The sequence below is a fragment of the Nocardia cyriacigeorgica GUH-2 genome (genome assembly GCF_000284035.1).
GTDB classification, from domain to species: domain Bacteria; phylum Actinomycetota; class Actinomycetes; order Mycobacteriales; family Mycobacteriaceae; genus Nocardia; species Nocardia cyriacigeorgica_B.
The window spans coordinates 3,540,511-3,557,925 of the sequence record NC_016887.1 but is presented as its reverse complement, the minus strand read 5'-3'; the positions used below and the strand labels follow the sequence as shown (position 1 = coordinate 3,557,925).

Annotated in this window: 17 protein-coding genes; 11 read left to right on the top strand and 6 right to left on the bottom strand. The window is 69.0% G+C overall.

What is annotated here, in order from left to right; genetic code table 11:
• Window positions 1-361: 361 nt before the first annotated feature.
• Window positions 362-1,507: an LLM class flavin-dependent oxidoreductase gene (locus NOCYR_RS15935; RefSeq protein WP_014351420.1), complete on the bottom strand. Its 1,146-nt coding sequence runs from the start codon at window positions 1,505-1,507 to the stop codon at window positions 362-364.
• A gap of 55 nt (window positions 1,508-1,562) precedes the next feature.
• The gene (locus NOCYR_RS15930; RefSeq protein ID WP_048833439.1) at window positions 1,563-2,198 is read right to left on the bottom strand and encodes a TetR/AcrR family transcriptional regulator; all 636 of its coding nucleotides are present in this window, start codon (window positions 2,196-2,198) and stop codon (window positions 1,563-1,565) included.
• Between the two features lie 96 nt (window positions 2,199-2,294).
• On the opposite strand from NOCYR_RS15930, the gene NOCYR_RS15925 reads away from it, so the two are divergent.
• From NOCYR_RS15925 to NOCYR_RS15915, 3 genes are all read left to right on the top strand, one after another.
• Complete coding sequence (locus tag NOCYR_RS15925; protein WP_014351418.1) at window positions 2,295-3,845, top strand: flavin-containing monooxygenase; 1,551 nt, start codon at window positions 2,295-2,297, stop codon at window positions 3,843-3,845.
• 111 nt (window positions 3,846-3,956) lie between these two features.
• The gene (locus NOCYR_RS15920; protein WP_014351417.1) at window positions 3,957-5,330 is read left to right on the top strand and encodes an FAD-dependent oxidoreductase; all 1,374 of its coding nucleotides are present in this window, start codon (window positions 3,957-3,959) and stop codon (window positions 5,328-5,330) included.
• Between the two features lie 209 nt (window positions 5,331-5,539).
• Window positions 5,540-6,556, top strand: a complete 1,017-nt coding sequence (locus NOCYR_RS15915; RefSeq protein ID WP_014351416.1) for a PP2C family protein-serine/threonine phosphatase — start codon at window positions 5,540-5,542, stop codon at window positions 6,554-6,556.
• 26 nt (window positions 6,557-6,582) lie between these two features.
• On the opposite strand, the gene NOCYR_RS15910 is transcribed toward NOCYR_RS15915, so the two are convergent.
• Window positions 6,583-6,921: a hypothetical protein gene (locus NOCYR_RS15910; protein WP_014351415.1), complete on the bottom strand. Its 339-nt coding sequence runs from the start codon at window positions 6,919-6,921 to the stop codon at window positions 6,583-6,585.
• Window positions 6,922-7,159: 238 nt separating this feature from the next.
• Here NOCYR_RS15910 and NOCYR_RS15905 point away from each other — a divergent pair, with 238 nt between their 5' ends.
• The 8 genes from NOCYR_RS15905 to thpD all read left to right on the top strand — a co-directional run bounded on the left by NOCYR_RS15905 (window position 7,160) and on the right by thpD (window position 12,722).
• Window positions 7,160-7,471: a hypothetical protein gene (locus tag NOCYR_RS15905; protein ID WP_014351414.1), complete on the top strand. Its 312-nt coding sequence runs from the start codon at window positions 7,160-7,162 to the stop codon at window positions 7,469-7,471.
• A 155-nt stretch (window positions 7,472-7,626) separates the two neighbouring features.
• Window positions 7,627-8,337, top strand: coding sequence for a response regulator transcription factor (locus tag NOCYR_RS15900; protein ID WP_014351413.1), 711 nt, complete (start codon window positions 7,627-7,629; stop codon window positions 8,335-8,337).
• A 23-nt stretch (window positions 8,338-8,360) separates the two neighbouring features.
• Complete coding sequence (locus tag NOCYR_RS30530) at window positions 8,361-8,912, top strand: HAMP domain-containing protein (RefSeq protein WP_014351412.1); 552 nt, start codon at window positions 8,361-8,363, stop codon at window positions 8,910-8,912.
• A complete protein-coding gene (locus NOCYR_RS30525) occupies window positions 8,894-9,418 on the top strand; it encodes a sensor histidine kinase (RefSeq protein ID WP_014351411.1) in 525 nt (174 codons plus the stop codon). Before NOCYR_RS30530 ends, NOCYR_RS30525 begins: the two co-directional genes overlap by 19 nt.
• A gap of 144 nt (window positions 9,419-9,562) precedes the next feature.
• The gene (ectA, locus tag NOCYR_RS15890; RefSeq protein WP_081505425.1) at window positions 9,563-10,165 is read left to right on the top strand and encodes a diaminobutyrate acetyltransferase; all 603 of its coding nucleotides are present in this window, start codon (window positions 9,563-9,565) and stop codon (window positions 10,163-10,165) included.
• Window positions 10,165-11,427 (top strand): diaminobutyrate--2-oxoglutarate transaminase, encoded by a 1,263-nt coding sequence (gene ectB, locus NOCYR_RS15885; protein WP_048833438.1) that lies wholly within the window; start codon window positions 10,165-10,167, stop codon window positions 11,425-11,427. The genes ectA and ectB overlap by 1 nt, the downstream gene beginning before the upstream one ends.
• 12 nt (window positions 11,428-11,439) lie before the next feature.
• Complete coding sequence (locus NOCYR_RS15880; RefSeq protein ID WP_014351408.1) at window positions 11,440-11,835, top strand: ectoine synthase; 396 nt, start codon at window positions 11,440-11,442, stop codon at window positions 11,833-11,835.
• Window positions 11,836-11,849: 14 nt separating this feature from the next.
• Complete coding sequence (gene thpD / locus NOCYR_RS15875; RefSeq protein ID WP_014351407.1) at window positions 11,850-12,722, top strand: ectoine hydroxylase; 873 nt, start codon at window positions 11,850-11,852, stop codon at window positions 12,720-12,722.
• A gap of 63 nt (window positions 12,723-12,785) precedes the next feature.
• On the opposite strand, the gene erm is transcribed toward thpD, so the two are convergent.
• The 3 genes from erm to NOCYR_RS15860 form a co-directional block, all read right to left on the bottom strand.
• Window positions 12,786-13,601, bottom strand: a complete 816-nt coding sequence (gene erm, locus NOCYR_RS15870) for a 23S ribosomal RNA methyltransferase Erm (RefSeq protein ID WP_014351406.1) — start codon at window positions 13,599-13,601, stop codon at window positions 12,786-12,788.
• Window positions 13,602-13,880: 279 nt separating this feature from the next.
• A complete protein-coding gene (locus NOCYR_RS15865) occupies window positions 13,881-15,056 on the bottom strand; it encodes a tetratricopeptide repeat protein (protein ID WP_014351405.1) in 1,176 nt (391 codons plus the stop codon).
• 94 nt (window positions 15,057-15,150) lie between these two features.
• Window positions 15,151-17,400, bottom strand: a complete 2,250-nt coding sequence (locus NOCYR_RS15860; protein ID WP_014351404.1) for a serine/threonine-protein kinase — start codon at window positions 17,398-17,400, stop codon at window positions 15,151-15,153.
• Between the last annotated feature and the right edge of the window lie 15 nt (window positions 17,401-17,415).

Below are 17,415 nucleotides of genomic sequence, written 5' to 3'. Positions count from 1 at the left end.
CCCGCACAGGTACCCGAGTAGGGCGATCTCGCCGGGGCTGAGCAACGTGGCAGCGAAATCGCCTGGGGGAGTGGTGATTCACGTGGAACCGCCGATGCACGGCCTGCCAGGGCGCGCCTGTCGTCGGACCTGGCCTGCTGTGCATGTGTGCACCGACTGCCGAAACGAGGTGGTGCCGGCGTCGTGAGATCGATGTTTGCGCAGGTGAACTGGGGTCGCCCAGTAGGCGTTCGGGACGAATATCGCAGCGGATCGGGGTATTCGGGGCAGTAAATACGGACCGACCGCCCGGTCCGCGAAACGGCGACACTCGCGACATGGCAGTCGGTGCACCCGTGCACCGACTGCCATTCCGCGACGCTCAGCTACTGGAAGACACCGCGAAAGGCGTCCCAGTGGAGGTGAATTCACGCCGATGCGGATGCCGCCACAGCCCCTTCCGCTCCAGAATCGGCAGCACTCCTTCACCGAACCAGTACGCCTCTTCCAGATGCGGGTAACCGGAGAGAATGAAATGGTCGATGCCCAGGCGGGCGTATTCGCCGATCCGCTCGGCCACCTCCTCGTGCGAGCCGACCAGCGCGGTGCCCGCACCACCGCGCACCAGCCCGACACCCGCCCACAGATTGGGCGCGATCTCGAGCCGGTCGGTGCGGCCGCCGTGCAGTTCGAGCATGCGCCGCTGTCCCTCGGACTCGCTGCGCGCGAGATTGGCCTGTACCCGCTCCACATCGGCCGGATCGATGCCGGCCAGCAGCCGGTCGGCTTCGGCCCAGGCTTCCTCGGCGGTGTCGCGGCTGATGACGTGGATGCGCAGCCCGAAATCGAGCCGGCGCCCGCGCTCGGCCGCCAGCCCGCGAATCCAGTCGAGTTTGCGGCTCACCGCCAGCAGCGGCTCACCCCAGGTGAGGTACGTGTCGGCATACCGGGCGGCCACGGGACCGGCCGGTTCGGATGAGCCACCGAAGAAGATCGGCGGCACCGGATCGGGCCGGTTGTTCAGCAGCGCCCCGCGCACCCGGATGTGCTCGCCGTCGAAATCCACCGGCTCGGTCGAGGTCCACAACTGCCGGACGACGTCGAGGAATTCACCCGTGCGCGCGTAGCGCTGGGTCTTGTCGAGGAAATCGCCGTAGGCCTGCTGCTCATGCGGTTCGCCGCCGGTCACCACGTTGAGCAACAGCCGACCGCGCGAATGCCGCTGGAAGGTGCCCGCCATCTGCGCGGCCAGGGTGGGGCTGATCAGACCGGGCCGGAAGGCGACCAGGAACTTCAGGGTCTCGGTGGTCTCGACCAGCATCGCGGTGGTCAACCAGGCGTCCTCGCACCACGCCCCGGTCGGGGTCAGCACGGCCTCGAAACCGTTGGCTTCGGCGGCGGCACCGATCTGGTTCAGATAGCGCAGGCTCGCCGCCCGGTCGCCGGACATGGCGGTGCCGTGACCGCCCGCGATGAGACCGCGGGAGTCGCCGTAGGTGGGCAGGAACCAATGAAACGACAGGCTCATCCGCTCATCGTGGAATGCGGGCCGCGCCTGGTCACGGGTTGTAACCAGCGCGGTTTTAATCCGGCTGGACGACGCTCACATAGGCGGCGAGGAAGCCGAACAGGCCCGCGCTGTGCTCGATGATCTGCTCGGCGTCGAAGTCGAGTTCACCGTCGAGCCAGCGCCGCAGCACCTCGAACAGGCCGCCGACGGCCAGCGTCGAGCCCAGATGCGCCACCGCGATGGTGGATTCGGCCAGATGCAGATAGCGCCGCGCGTTGGCCAGTACCAGATCGGTGAACCGGGTCATGATCTCGCTGCGCAACTCGCGCATCACCGGTTCGGCCGCGGATTCGATGAACAGGATGCGCGCCATCACCGGATCGTCGGCGATCATCCGCACGAACGCGCCGACCGTCGCCCTGGCCACCTCGTCGGGGGCGGCGCCGTCCTCGGGCGCGGCCAGTTCCACCTCGCGGCGCAGGATGGTTTCCAGCTCGACCGCCACCGCCCGCAGCAGCGCGTCCCGGTCGCTGAAGTGCTGGTAGAAGTACCGCGAGGTCAGCTTGGCCTCCGCGCAAACGGCGGTGACGGTGGTCTCGGCGGCGCCGCGGGTGCCCAGCAGGAGGGTGGCGGCCTCGATCAGCCGAGCGCGACGCTGATCGTGTCGCTGCTCGGCGGTCAGGCCCCCGTAGACGCGCGCTGGACTCACGGCCGACATTCTGTCATGATTCCAGGCATCTGACTAAGTGTAAAGTCAGATGGAACTCGGTCGAAGGCGTCCGAGTGCGACCAGACGAGGAACTCAATGACGCGGCATGTCGACGTATTGATCATCGGCGCTGGCCTGTCCGGAATCGGCGCGGCCTGTCATCTGGCCAAGGAGCAGACCGGGCGCAGCTTCGCCATCCTGGAGCGGCGCACCGCCATCGGCGGCACCTGGGATCTGTTCCGGTACCCGGGCATCCGGTCCGATTCGGACATGTTCACCTTCGGCTACGGTTTCCGTCCCTGGACCGGCACCAAGGTGCTGGCCGACGGCCCGAGCATCCGCCGCTACGTCGAGGAGACCGCCGCCGAGTACGGCGTCACCGAGCACATCCGCTTCGGCCGCAAGATGGTCAAGGCGAGTTGGTCCACCGAGGCCGGCATCTGGACGGTCGAGGCCCTCAACGAGGAGACCGGCGAGACCGAGGTCTACACCAGCAACTTCCTCATCGGCTGCACTGGCTACTACGACTACGACAAGGGCTACCAGCCCACCTTCCCCGGTCAGGAGCGCTTCGGCGGCCGGCTGGTGCACCCGCAGCACTGGCCCGAGGACCTGGACTACAAGGGCAAGCGCGTAGTCGTCATCGGTTCCGGCGCCACCGCGATCACGCTCATCCCGGCCATGGCCGATGACGCCGAGCACGTCACCATGCTCCAGCGCTCGCCCACCTACATCGCCGCCATCCCCAGCGACGACCCGGTCTCGGTCGGCTTCAACGCCGCCCGCGTGCCTGCCGCGCTGACCTACAAGCTGGGCCGCGCCCGCAATATCGCCTTGCAGCGCGCCACCTACGAGCTGTCGCGCAAGCAGCCCGACGTGGCCCGCAAGCTGCTGCTGTCGGCCGTGCGCCTGGCGGTCGGCCCGAACGTCGACATGCGCCACTTCACCCCGAAGTACAACCCGTGGGACCAGCGGCTGTGCGTGGTGCCCAACGGCGACCTGTTCAAGGTGCTGAAGTCGGGCGAGGCCTCGATCGTCACCGACACCATCGACACCTTCACCGAGACCGGCATCAAGCTGTCCTCGGGCGAGGAACTGCCCGCCGACATCATCATCAGCGCCACCGGCCTGAACGTGCAGATGCTGGGTGGCGCGACCCTCGAGGTCGACGGCGAACCGGTGGCCACCCGCGATCGCGTGCTCTACAAGGGCGCGCTGCTCGACGGCATCCCCAACGCGATGGTGGTGCTCGGCTACACCAACGCTTCCTGGACGCTGAAGGCCGACCTGGCCGCGGAGTACTTCTGCAAGCTGCTGAACTACATGCGCGACAAGGGCTACACCCAGGTCGTTCCGCGCGCCGAAGAGGCCGACCGCTCCAGCGATTCGCTCATGGGCGGTGCGCTCACCTCGGGCTACATCCAGCGCGGTGACGGCGTCATGCCGCGCCAGGGCGCGCGTGGTCCGTGGAAGGTGATCAACAACTACTACCGCGACCGCGCCTACCTGCGGAACAGTCCCATCGAGGACGACGCGCTGGTGTTCACCGACGCCGCGGGTGCCACGGTCACCGGCATCCGCCCGGCGAGCTCACGCGGTGTGCTGGGCAAGGCGGCCGAACGGCTGATCGGCACGCGCACGGCCTGATTCGCTCCTCGGCGCCGGCCGGGTCCCGCGGGACCCGGCCGGCGCTGTCGTCTTCCCACCCTCGCGCAGCGAATGCGGCCGACCGCGCGGCGGGCTCGGTAGCGTGGCCGTATGAGCGAGCGACTGGTGATCATCGGCGGTGACGCGGCCGGTATGTCCGCGGCCTCGCAGGCCCGGCGGATGCGCGGACCCGGCGAGCTGGAGATCGTCGTGTTCGAGCGGGGGCATTTCGCCTCGTATTCGGCCTGCGGCATTCCGTATTGGGTGGGCGGTCACGTCGCCGACCGCGACCAGCTGATCGCTCGCACCCCCGAGGAGCACCGGTCCCGCGCCATCGATCTGCGTATGCGTACCGAGGTCGTCGAGATCGATATCGATGGCCGCCGCGTGCGGGCACGCGAGCTGGACACCGGCGCCGAATCCTGGACCGGCTACGACAAACTCGTCCTCGCCACCGGCGCCCGCCCGATCCGGCCGCCCCTACCCGGCATCGACGCGGCGGGAGTGCACGGCGTGCAGACCCTCGACGATGGTCAAGCGCTCATCGAGACCCTCGAACGCGCCGCCGGCCGCCGAGCGGTGGTGGTGGGCGCGGGCTACATCGGCGTCGAGATGGCCGAGGCGCTGATCAACCGCGGCTTCGAAGTCACCCTGATCAACCGGGGCGCGGAGCCGATGTCGACGCTGGACCCGGACATGGGTGCGCTGGTGCGCACGGCCATGGGTGGCATGGGCGTCAAGATCGTCGGCAATGCCGAGGTCACCGCCATCGGCACCGATGACGACGGCCGCGCCCGCGCCGTCGTCACCGGCCAGGCCGAATACCCGGCCGACGTGGTGGTTCTCGGCATCGGTGTGCGGCCCGAGACCACCCTCGCCGAGGCCGCCGGACTCCCGCTCGGCACGTATGGCGGTCTGCTGACCGACCTGTCCATGCGGGTGCGCGGCCACGACGACATCTGGGCCGGCGGCGACTGCGTCGAGGTGCTGGACCTGGTGTCGGGCATCGACCGCCACATCGCCCTGGGCACCCACGCCAACAAACACGGCCAGATCATCGGCGCCAATATCGGCGGCGGCTACGCGACCTTCCCCGGTGTGGTCGGCACCGCGGTGAGCAAGGTCTGCGATCTCGAGGTGGCGCGGACCGGGTTGCGCGAGAAGGACGCTCAGGCCATCGGCCTGCAATATGTGAGCGTCACCATCGAATCGACCAGCCGCTCCGGCTATTTCCCCGGCGCCGACCCGATGACGGTGAAGATGCTCGCCGAACGCCGCACCGGCCGGTTGCTGGGTGTGCAGATCGTCGGCCGCGAAGGCGCGGGCAAACGCGTCGACATCGCCGCGGTCGCGCTCACCGCCGGGCTGACCGTCGAGCAGATGACGATGCTGGATCTCGGATACGCACCGCCGTTCTCGCCGGTCTGGGACCCGGTGCTGGTGGCCGCGCGCAAGGCCGTCACCGCGGTGCGCGAGCGTGACTGACCCGCGCCGCGCGCGACGCGCTCCCATCGTGGCGATCTGTGGGCACACCCGCTCACCGCTGTCGTACTATCGTCGATCGACAACCATGATCAGAAGGGGGGCGCCGTGCAGCCTGGGGAATCGGTGAACATCGGCGGGGACGGCAGGGTAGTGCCACACCGCGGACGCGGATCGGCCGCCGGTGCCACGGCCCGGTCGGCGGTGACCAGGTGAGCCCGGAAGCCGGTGCGGGCCTGGGCAGCTCGGAATTCCTGACCATGCCGATCCCGGCCCCCGCGCAGGGCTTCGAGGGCGGCGGTGGCGGGGAACCGGTGCGGCGGGTCGCCCTGCCGCAGGCCGACGCCACGGCCGAGCCGCACGCGCCCGCCCATCCCGGACGGGCCCACGTGCCCGGTCCGCCGGATCGGTTCGAGGCCGATCTCGGCGCGGTCGCGCTGATCACCGACCGGGGAATCGCGCACGCGCGCAACGAGGACGCCGTTGCCGCCGGTGTCGGCGTTCCCGCGCCCGGCCGCGCACCCGTCACCGTGGCCGTGGTGTGCGACGGCGTCTCGTCCTCACCGAATCCGCAAGCGGCGTCCGGCACCGCCTCGCGCACCGGCGTCGATGCCTGCCTGAGCGCCCTGGCCGAGGGCAGGCCGGTCGAGGACGCCGCCACCGCGGGCCTGGCCGCCGCCGCGTCGGCGGTGCGCGATATCGCTTCGATCGACGGCGATTCGCCCTCGTGTACCTACGTCGCGGCCATCGTGCACGACGACGGTGCGGGCGGTGCCACCATCACCGTCGCCAATGTCGGCGACAGCCGCGCTTACTGGCTGGTCCCCGGCGACGCCGACGGTGGCGATGCCGAACCGGCCTCCCGCCGGCTCACCCTCGACGATTCCTGGGCCCAGGCCCTCGTCGACGCCGGCGCCATGGACGAGACCGCCGCCATGAACGACCCCCGCGCGCACACCCTGCTGCGCTGGCTCGGCGCCGACTTCGACCAGCAGCCCTGGTCCACGCGCAGCGTGCAGAGCTTCCGGTTCAGCGGTCCCGGCGTGCTGCTGCTGTGCAGCGACGGGCTGTGGAACTATCTGCCCGATCCGGTCGCCCTCGCCGCGATAGCCACGGCGAAGCCCGCCGCCGCGGCCGCCCGCGATCTGGCCGATTACGCGGTGGCCTGCGGCGGCGGTGACAACATCACCGTGGCGCTGGTGCCGGTGGGCGTTCCCGGGGCCGCCTGACCCTGTGCGGGCCGTGCGGCAAACGCTCAGTGACCCTGCTGGTCGGTGAGTTTGTGCCCGTGCATCGCCTTCACCCGGCGATGTTCGAGCGCGATCACGGCCACCCCGCCGATCAGCAGCACGGCCGCGGCGATCCCGCCGACGATCGCCCAGCCCTCGTAGCCGTAACCGGCCGCGGTCAACGTCAGCGCGACGGCCACCAGTCCGAGCGCGCACATCACGATGCCCGGCCAGTTGCGCACGTCCTCCATCGCCTCGCCTGCGTGCGCGCGGGTGGTGCGGGTGTCGTCGGGGAAATGATGTTCGGGGACGTGTGGGGAGTCCCGGTGGAAACCCCTGGTCGAATCGTCGGGCCCGGCTGCCATCGCGTTCTCCTTCCGGTCGATGATCCGGGGCGAGCGTCCGGATGGTGACAACCGCCGAGTACCCCGCGACCGGCGAGACAATCGCCGATGCCCGTCACCAGGGCATCGGCGGACAGCTGCCTGTCCGGTGGTTTGTCGCCGGACGAGCACGGGTATCAAGTCGGCGAGCCGGTGCGATCGTCTCGACGGTTCGCTCATCGGTGACCGCTAGCACGCACCTACCGCGAGGAGGTTCGTCATGAACGGTGGACCATCGGCCGGTCCGGGACAGACCATGGTCACCACCAACCACGACGTCATCCGTCGCTGGGCCGAGAGGCGCGGCGCCAACCCGGCCACCATGCCGGGCAGCGACTACAACGGACGCGTCGAAGTGTTGCGGTTCGACTTCCCCCGCTACGGCGGCGCGGGATTGCTGCCCGTCGACTGGGACGACTGGTTCGCCACCTTCGACGCCCGTCAGCTGTGCTTCCGCTACCAGGAACGACGCCCCGACGGCAGCCCGAGCAACTTCTTCCGATTGGAGCGTCCCGACCGACCGGTTCGGTGAGCGATCTCACGCAAGGTTTAGCAATCGGGCATTCAGGGCACTACTGTTACCGGAAAGTTGCTCGAGAAAAGCTGAAAAGCGGAACATCGCGTCGGTCTGGGGATGCGAACCTCCGCGCCGCGATGCGCTCCGCGTATCTGCAAAGGATTTGAATATTGAGCGCGAGCCTGATGATCGTGGAAGACGACGACAGGGTCCGGGGCGCACTGCGCCTGGCCATGGAGGACGAGGGCTACGACGTCGAAGAAGCCGAGCAGGCAGAGGACGCGCTCACCCATCTGCGCAGCAACGGCGTTCCCGATGTGATGATCGTCGACCTGATGCTCGGCGGCATGGACGGGTTCACCTGCATCCGGGAGATCCGCCGCGACCACGATGTGCCGATCATCGTGGTCAGCGCCCGCGACGACACTCATGACGTGGTGGCCGCGCTGGAAGCCGGCGCCGACGACTTCGTCACCAAGCCCTTCGAGATCAAGGAGATCACCGCCCGGATGCGGGCGCTGCGCCGCCGGGCCCAGCTCTCGGCCGAGCGGGAAGCGCCGGTCGAGGTGGTGCTCGACGCCGATCCCGAGGCGCCGCTGATCCTCGCTCCGGACGGCGGCGCGGTCCGTCGCGGCGATGAGGAGATCGCCCTGACGCTGACCGAGTTCCGCCTGCTGTGCGAGCTCGCCGAGGTACCAGGACGGGTGCTGAGCCGATCGGTGCTGCTCGAGCGCGTCTGGGACCGTGGTTTCTTCGGCGATGAGCGCATCGTCGACGTGCATATGCGCCGGCTGCGCACCAAGATCGAACGCGATCCCTCCGATCCGCAGATCGTGGTCACCGTCCGGGGCCTCGGCTACCGGCTCGACGTGCAACGCTGAGCGGGCCGCCCATCTCAGCGTCGATGACGAACGCCGAACGCGTCCGCACCCGGCTCGACCCGGGCCTGTGGAGTCTGCGGGGCCGGGTCACCATCGCCTTCGCGGCGACCTCGGGCCTGATGTCGCTAGCCCTGGTGCTGCTGGTCTTCGCCCGGCTGGGCGACGACGGCGTCACTCTCGGTCAGCGCGTGGTGAACCGCCCTGTCCTGCTGATCTGCTGTGCGCTGCTGGCCGCGACGCTGGGCGCCGCGGTCGGGATCTGGGTCGGCCGCCGGGTCCTGCGGCCCCTGCGTGACGTCGCCGAGGCGGCAGCCAAGATCGCCTCCGGTGATCTCGGCATCCGCCTGCCCGACACCCACGACCAGGATCTGGCCAGCACCGTCGACTCGTTCAACCGGATGGTCGATTCGCTGCAACGGCGCATCGACCGCGAACACCGATTGTTCGGCGACGTCAGCCATGAGCTGCGGACTCCGCTGACCACCCTCACCGCCAGCGTCGAGGTGCTGAACCGGCATCGCGATGATCTGCCGAACGCTCGCGCCGGGCGCTTGCGTTGGTCACCGCCGAGGTAGATCATCTGCGGCGGCTGCTCGACGACCTGCTGGCGCTCGCGCGGGTGGAGGCGGGAATGCATCACGGCGACGCCGACCCGCTGTCGGTGGCCGAGCTGCTCACCCACACCCTGCGCGACAGCAGGCATCCGGTGGAGTTGCTGACGGTGACCGAGGACGTCGTAGTCCGCGGCCGCAAACTCGAACTCGAACGCGCGGTGGTGAACCTGCTGGAGAACGCCGACCGGCACGGCGGGGGAGTCGTCGCGGTCACCGTGCACCGCGAGGGCGATCATGCGGTCATCGCCGTCGACGACGCGGGCCCCGGCGTGCCACCGGCCGACCGCGACCGCATCTTCGAACGGTTCGCCACCGCACGCACCAGCCGCCGCAAGGCCGACGGCGGCACCGGAATCGGACTGGCGCTGGTGGCCGAGACGGTCGCCACCCATAAGGGCACGGTGGAATGCGGCGAACGCCCCGGCGGCGGCGCGCGATTCACCATTCACTTGCCCGCCATCGAGTGAATTGAAACGTGAGGTATATCCCGAAAATGCGGAGTTCATGAACGGCGTCACACGGCCGTAACACAATCGTAAAGTCCTCGACCAGGTCAGCTCAAAGTTCATTCGTAAGCCTGGGAAAGTACTGAACATCGACCTCGGAGTTGTATGTCAACGCAAGCATTGCCCACACCGACCGACGGCGACCCAGCACGCGTCGAATCCGGTGCGACCCGTTCCGGATCGCACCGGCAGCCCGTCGGCGCCCCGGTTCTGCGGACCCCGGAAATTCGCGACGGGGCGCGCCTGTGGGAAATCGCGAAGGATTCGCAGGTGCTGGACACCAATTCCAGCTACGCGTATCTGCTGTGGTGCCGCGATTTCGCCGCCACCTCGGTGGTCGCCGAGGCCGACGGCCGGGTCGCCGGCTTCGTGATCGGGTATCTGCGCCCGCAGTCCCCGCGCACCGTGTTCGTCTGGCAGGTCGCCGTCGATCATGATCAGCGCGGCCGCGGACTCGGCGTCGCGATGCTGGATCGCTTGGTGGACAACCTGATCGACGCCGAAGGGCATGGTGTCGACGCCCTGGAGACGACCGTCTCACCGGACAACCCGGCCTCCATCGCGATGTTCGCCGCACTGGCGCGGCGCCGCGACGCGGAGATGACCAAGACCGAGTTGTTCACTCCTGGCGATTTTCCCGACAGCCATATCGCCGAGGACCTGTACCGAATCGCACCGATCGCCCGTAAAACTGAAAGGGATCTATGATGATCACCGCTGACACGACGATCTTCGACGCACTGGAATCGAATGTGCGTGGTTACTGCCGCTCCTGGCCCACGGTTTTCGAAACCGCGAAAGGCGCCTGGCTGCGTGACGAAGAGGGCAAGGATTTTCTCGATTTCTTCGCCGGCGCCGGCGCCCTGAACTACGGGCACAACAATCCCATCCTCAAGAAGGCCCTCATCGATTACATCGCCTCCGACGGTGTGACGCACGGGCTGGATATGTCCACCGTCGCCAAGCGCAAACTGCTGGAAACCGTGCGCGATACGCTGCTGGCGCCGCGCGGGCTGGACTACAAGGTGCAGTTCCCCGGACCGACCGGCGCCAATGCCGTCGAGGCCGCGCTGAAGCTGGCCCGCAAGGTCACCGGCCGCCAGACCGTGCTCAGCTTCACCAACGCCTTCCACGGCATGACCCTCGGCGCGCTGTCGGTCACCGGTAACGCCGCCAAGCGCGCGGGCGCCGGGGTGCCGCTCAACCACGCCACCCCGATGCCCTACGACGGCTACTTCGACGGCACCACCGCCGACTTCCAGTGGATGGAGCGGGTGCTCGACGATTCCTCCTCGGGCCTGGACCGTCCGGCCGCGGTCATCGTGGAGACCGTGCAGGGTGAGGGCGGGGTGAACCTGGCGCGGGCGGAGTGGCTGCGGCACCTGGCCAGCCTGTGCGAGGCGCGCGGCATCCTGCTCATCGTCGACGATGTGCAGATGGGCTGCGGGCGCACCGGCCCGTTCTTCTCCTTCGAATCGGCCGGCATCACCCCCGATATCGTCACCCTGTCCAAGTCGATCGGCGGCTACGGACTGCCGATGGCGCTGGTGCTGTTCAAGCCCGAGCACGACGTCTGGGCCCCGGGTGAGCACAACGGCACCTTCCGTGGCAACAACCCCTCGTTCGTCACCGCCCAGGTGGCGCTGGAGCACTACTGGTCCGACGGCGCGCTGCAGGCAGCCACCGAGGCCAAGGGCGAGCAGATCGCCCAGGCCTTCGGCGCGATCAGCGAGGGCCTGCCGGGCATCTCGACCCGCGGCCGCGGGTTGGTGCACGGTCTGGTCTTCGACGACGCCTCGCAGGCGGGCAAGGTCTGCCAGGTCGCCTTCGAACGCGGTCTGCTGGCCGAGACCTCCGGCGCCTCCGACGAGGTCGTGAAGCTGCTGCCCCCCTTGACCATCACCGAGGACGAGCTCGACCATGGATTGCAGATCCTGACCGGCGCGGTCCACACCGTCTGCGGCGCCTGAGGAGGGCCACTCATGATCGTGCGTACCACCGAAGAAATCACCGGAACCGACCGCGATGTGGCCGGCACCGGCTGGCGCAGCAAGCGGATCGTGCTCGGCGGTGACCGGGTGGGGTTCTCCTTCCACGAGACCACCATCGAGGCGGGCACCACCCACGTCTTCCACTACCAGAACCACGTCGAGGCGGTGTGGCTGGTCGAAGGCGAGGGCACCCTGACCGATCTGACCAACAACCAGACCTACGAACTGGGCCCCGGTTCGATGTATCTGCTCGACGGCCACGAAAAGCACCAACTCGAGGTGCGTACCCGGATGCGCATGATGTGCGTGTTCAATCCGCCGGTCACCGGGCAGGAGGTTCACGACGAGAACGGCGTCTACCCGTTGGTCGCCGTTCCGGCCAGCTGAGAAAGGACGCGACGTTGGCACATCACCGGATCGATCATTACCCGACCCGCACCCCGGAACCGGCGCCGCACCTCGAGCGCCACGACGCGACGGTGTGGGGTCGAATCGAGGCACCCGAGCTCGCCGGATTCGACACCGACGGGTACACGATCCTGGACCAGTTGATCTCCCCGGAGGAAGTCGCGCGCTTCGCCCGGGAGATCGACCGGCTCGCCGCCGATCCCGAGTTGCGCGGCGACGAGCGGGTGATCGTGGAGAAATCCTCGAATCAGGTGCGTTCGGTGTTCGAGGTGCACCGGCTCAGTTCCGCGATCGCGGAGCTGGCGGCCGAGCCGAGGGTCGCGGGCCTGGCCCGCCAGATCCTCGGGTCGGAGGTCTACCTGCATCAGAGCCGGGTGAACTATCTGCCCGGTTTCGGCGGGACCGGTTTCTACTGGCACTCCGATTTCGAGACCTGGCACGCCGAAGACGGCATGCCTGCTCCGCGTGCGGTCAGCATTTCCATCGCGCTGACCGACAACTACCCGTTCAACGGCAGCCTGATGGTGATGCCCGGTTCGCACCGCACCTTCGTGCCGTGCCAGGGTGCGACACCGGCCGACCACTATCGGGAATCGTTGCGGGAGCAGCAGATCGGGGTGCCGTCCCAGGCCGATATCGAGGACCTGGCGCACAAGTACGGGATCGCCCAGTTCACCGGGCGGGCCGGGTCGGCGCTGGTGTTCGATTCGAACATCATGCACGGGTCGGCCAACAACATCACCCCGTTCCCGCGTTCGAACATCTTCCTGGTGTTCAACAGCGTGGAGAACACCCTGGAGGAGCCGTTCGCGGCTCCGGCGCGGCGCCCGAGCTACATCGCGAGCCGCGATTTCACACCGATCTGAGCCATCGGTCGCGTCCTGGCGGCGGCGGGAAAGGCATTGGCCTGTCCCGCCGCCGCTGTGTGCTCACCGTACGGGCGCGGGTATCCGGCGCAGCTGCCGGTACAGGGTGATCCACCGGTCGGGATGTACCAGCCCGACCGGTGCATCCGGCTCGATGCCCGCCGCGACGCAAGCGGCGTTGACGCGGGGAGCGGGGAATTCGCGGCGCAGCGAGGCGGACAGCGATCCGCCGACGCCGGAGAAACCGAGCTCCACCAGGGCGCGATAATCGGCGGTTTCCCGCCCGGCCAGCAGCGGTCGCGGGCGGCGCGCCAGCCGCAGCACCGCGGCGTCGACGCGCGGGACCGGGTCGAAGCAGGTGCGCCCGATGCGCGGACCCAGCCGGGACGTCGACGCGGGCCAGTGGGTGACGGTGAGCTTGGTCCAGCGGTCGTAGTCGCCGCAGTGTTTGCGCGCGAACTCGCGTTGGGTGAGCAGCGTCGCCGAGGTGAGGTGGCGGGCGTCCAGGCACCAGCGCAGGATGTCGGTGCTGATCCCGAAGGGGATATTGGCGACCACCGCGAACGGCTGCCCGGGCGCGTGCGCGCGACGGAAGTCGTTGTGGATCACCCGGATTCGCGGATCGCCGGCGTATCGGGCGTGCAGTCGCCGGGAGTAGTGGCGGTCCTTCTCGTAGGCGATCACTCGGTACCCCTTCGCGAGGAGTTGCCGAGTGAGCATGCCGTCGCCGGCGCCGATCTCCAGCACCAGATCGCCGGCGGCGACACCGGCCGCACGGACGACGGTCTGCGCGGCACGTGGATCGACAAGGAAGTTCTGCGACAGCCGCTTACGCGTGCTGGTGGCGCGGGCATGCGGGGGGAAGTGTTTGCGGGACATGGGGTCCTCCGAGCGGAGTGGACGAATCGGGACTGCGTGATTCGCCCGGACCCATGCCAGGGCACGTGGGGACGACGGTTACCAGAACCGCGGGGGAGTGTTCGACGCGATCAGCGTTCTGGTCAGCGCGCGACGGGGTGCGCCGGCAGAGTCCGGGCCACCGTGCGCAGACGGATGAAATACACCGCGGCCGCGCACGCCGCGTCCTGACCGGTAATGCCACTCATGCCGGCCACGGTAAACGCCCACCCCGCCGGCCGTCCACCGAATTATCGGCGCTCAGACCGCCCGCCGCGACAGCGATTCCGCGACGGTCTTGGCGGTGATCGCGCGGGTGCGCCACAGCTTCGCCTCGGTCTCGGCCCCGCGCCGCTCCAGCAACTCGGCCAGCCCCGCCATCGCCCGCACCCCGCGCTGCTCGGCCGCGATCCGCCAGTACCGTTCGGCCTCGTCGAAATCGCCCTGCCGGAACCGCACGACGCCCAGGTCGTAGGCGGCCGGCCCATGCCCGTCGGCCGCCGCCTGCGACCACAGTTCGCACGCCTGCTCCTCCTCACCGCGGGCGAACATGGCGACCCCGAGGTCGTAGAGCGCGCTGCGGTAGTCGCGTGCGGTGGTTTCGGTGTCCGGCACGGACCGGGCGCTGCCTTGGGGGGCCGCCGCCTCGACCGGTCCGTTGGTCGTTGCGCTCGGGTCGTGTGCCCCTGCGCGCGAGTCGGCCGCCGCGCCGATCGGGCCGGCGGCTGCTGCGAACGGGCCGCCCGCCGTCGCGAGTGGGCCGGTGGATGCGGTGTGCGGGCCGTTGCCCGTTGCGAGTGGGCCGGCTGCCGATGCGACTGGGCCGTTGGCCGCGGCGCGCGAGCCGGTGGCCGAGCCCGGCCGTCCGGTGACCCGAGCAGGCATGCCGATCGCGGGCATCGGGGTGGTGTCGGCCGGGGTGGCGCTCACCTCGACCACCAGATCGGCGAAATGCGGTGGCCCGGCACCCAAACTGCACCACAGCACGGTGCGACCGTTCGCGGCGCGCTCGACGACGATGCCGTAGTTGCCCGTCCACGACCGGGCGGTCCCGTCGGTGTCGAGCCAGACCGGCGTCAGCGAATACAGTGCCCCGCGCTGGACGGCCGACAGTTCGACGGTGATGCCGCGTTCGAGGGCATCGCGCCACACGTCCACGCCCGCAAGGCGGCGCCGGTCCACGCCGACGTAGCCGTCGACCACCGACAGCCCCATCCCGAGCCCGCGCAGGCCCGGCGGCGGAGTGGCCGACAGCAAGGTGAGGGTGAGGGTGGTGGCCGAACCGGTGAGCTGCTCGGTGTACATCGGGTACACCATGCTGCCGTGCCAGTCGATCGGGTCGGCGCTGCGATAGCGGGCGGCCAGCGGTAGTTCGGGCCCCGGGCTGAACGGTGTGCCGGTCGCCGGTGCGACCGCGGACGTAACCGGTTCGATCATGTCTAGCCCCGCCTTTCCCCGATACCCGATCACCGCGCTCGACCCCGCGCGGCGGCTATACCGTACTCGCCGAAGCTTGCGATTTCGCGGCGTTTCAGTGGGTGACTATGCGTTCGAGTGCGGCCAGATCGCGCTCCAGCATCCGGAACAACCAGTACACGCCGACGAAGGCCAGCGCGCCGCCGAAGCACAGCACCCGCAGCGGCACGATCACCGCGTCGATGTCGGCCGACGGGATGAAGGTCACCCCGGCCGCGCCGAGCAGCGGGACCGCGGCGGCCACGGTCAGGAAGTAGGTACTGCGCCGGTCCAGTGCGCGCAACTGCCTGCTGTCGTCGGCGCCGAGTCCGCCCAGCGGCAGGAACGCCGGGTACAGGCAGCGCACCGCGTAGAAACTCACCAGGAAGTACGGGTACGCCATGGCGATGGCGCCGCAGACGATCTGGGTGAGGAAGAAATGCGCCGAGGATTCGGCGCTGATCTGGCTGCCCGACAGTTGCACCGACACCGGCACCGCGATCCCGGTGATCACCCACAGCACGAAGCAGGTCAGCACATTGCGGCTGGCCAACTGCAAGGTGTCCGAGCGGGCGCGCGCCAGTGCCGCCGCGTCATAGGCCTTGCCGTGGCGCAGCCCGTACATGATCAGCCACAGATGCATCACCAGCGCGATGGTGACGATGGCGCCGATCAGGAAGCCGACGCCGTAGCTGGTCCAGGCGACGCGATCGAAGGTGCGCTGGGCGTCGGCGTCGAGTTTGCTGATGATCAGCGTGCGATTGTGGTTGTAGCTGTAGAGGATCGCCAGCAGGTTGGGCACCGCGATGGCCAGCGCCATGATCGGATGCACCCAGCTGCGCGCCCGCAGCCGCGCACTGCCCGGCGGCGGGTCCACCAGGTCGCGGGCGCGCGCGTCCAGGCAGACCTGCAACTGTTGTGCCATATCGGCACCGCGTTCCCAGCGTTTGGCCGGATCCGGTTCCAGCGCGCGCACCAGCGCACGCTGCAACGCGGCGGGCGTGCCGGGCGGCAGATCGGCGTAGGGCAGGTCCTGCGGGCTGTGCGCGCGCCGGTCCAGCATGGAATCCAGCGCGGTGCGATCGCCGCCGGTGGCGGCCTCGTCGCCGAAGGGTTTGCGGCCGGTGAGCAGTTCCCACAGCACCACGGCCAGCGAGTACAGGTCGCTGCGGGTGTCGAGGTCGGCGGCGGCGGTGGGCCGGTCCGGATGCACCACCGACAGCTGTTCGGGCGACATGTAGGCCAGCGAGCCGCCGAAGTAGGCGACCGGACTGTCACCGGAGACGTTGCCGCTGAAGCTGATATTGAAGTCGGCCAGCTTCGGCACACCCTCGGCGGTGAGCAGCACATTGGCCGGTTTGACGTCGCGGTGCAGCACCCCGATCCCGCCCGCGTAGTCCAGTGCTTGGGCGAGTCTGCGCCCCAGCCACGCCACCGTTTCCGGCCAGGACAGCTTGGCCAGTTCGGCGCGCACCGGCGATTCGGCGGGCTGGATCTCGCCCTTACCGGCCAGCACCGAGTCGATGACATCGAGCAGCAGCCGCCCGTTGCGTTGCGCTGGCGGCGTCGTGCGCACCCGCTCCAGCACGGTCAGCAGCGTCCCACCGGGCACGTACTGCATGTACAGCAGCCGCAAGCCCGGCCCGTCGATGACGCGCTGATCGAAGACCCGCACGATGTAGTCGTGATCGAGCTGGGCCAGCGTCTGCGGTTCGGTGCCCTTGTCGCGGGAGATCTTCACCGCCACCAGCCGCTGCATGGACCGCTGCCGGGCCAGGAAGACCCGGGCGAAGGCGCCGCGGCCGAGGCTGGTCATCAGGTCGAAGTCGTCGATGCGCTGGCCGACCTCGAGTTCGTCCAGATTCGCCGGTTCGGCGCGGCCGCCGAGCAGCGTGCTGTGATAGTCCTCGGTGGTCAGCAGCTGTGAAAGTTGTTCGGCCTGTTCGGGATAGGCGGCGGTGTATTCGCCGACGTCGACGGAGCTGCCCGAGCGGCGGCGGATGTGGAACTCTTCGTAGATCAGGTCCGGCGGCAGCGGCCAGGTGCGCAGTTCGGGGAGCTCGTCGACGTATTCGGCCAGTCGTTTCGGCGCGGTGCCGCGCTGCCAGCGATTGGCCAGGTCGATCTTGATCAGTTCGATCAGCGAGACCCGCCGGATCGCGGGCGCGTCGGGCAGGTAGCTGCGCAGCTCGGGCGGACTGTCGCCCTCCTGCCAGGCCTGGGCGAACCGTTCGACGACCTCGGCGACCTGGTTGCCCCGCGATGTCTCCGGCGACCGGTCGGACTGGACGGTCACCCCGGAGGCAGGCGGGGCGGAGTGCGCCATGTGCGCATCGTAACG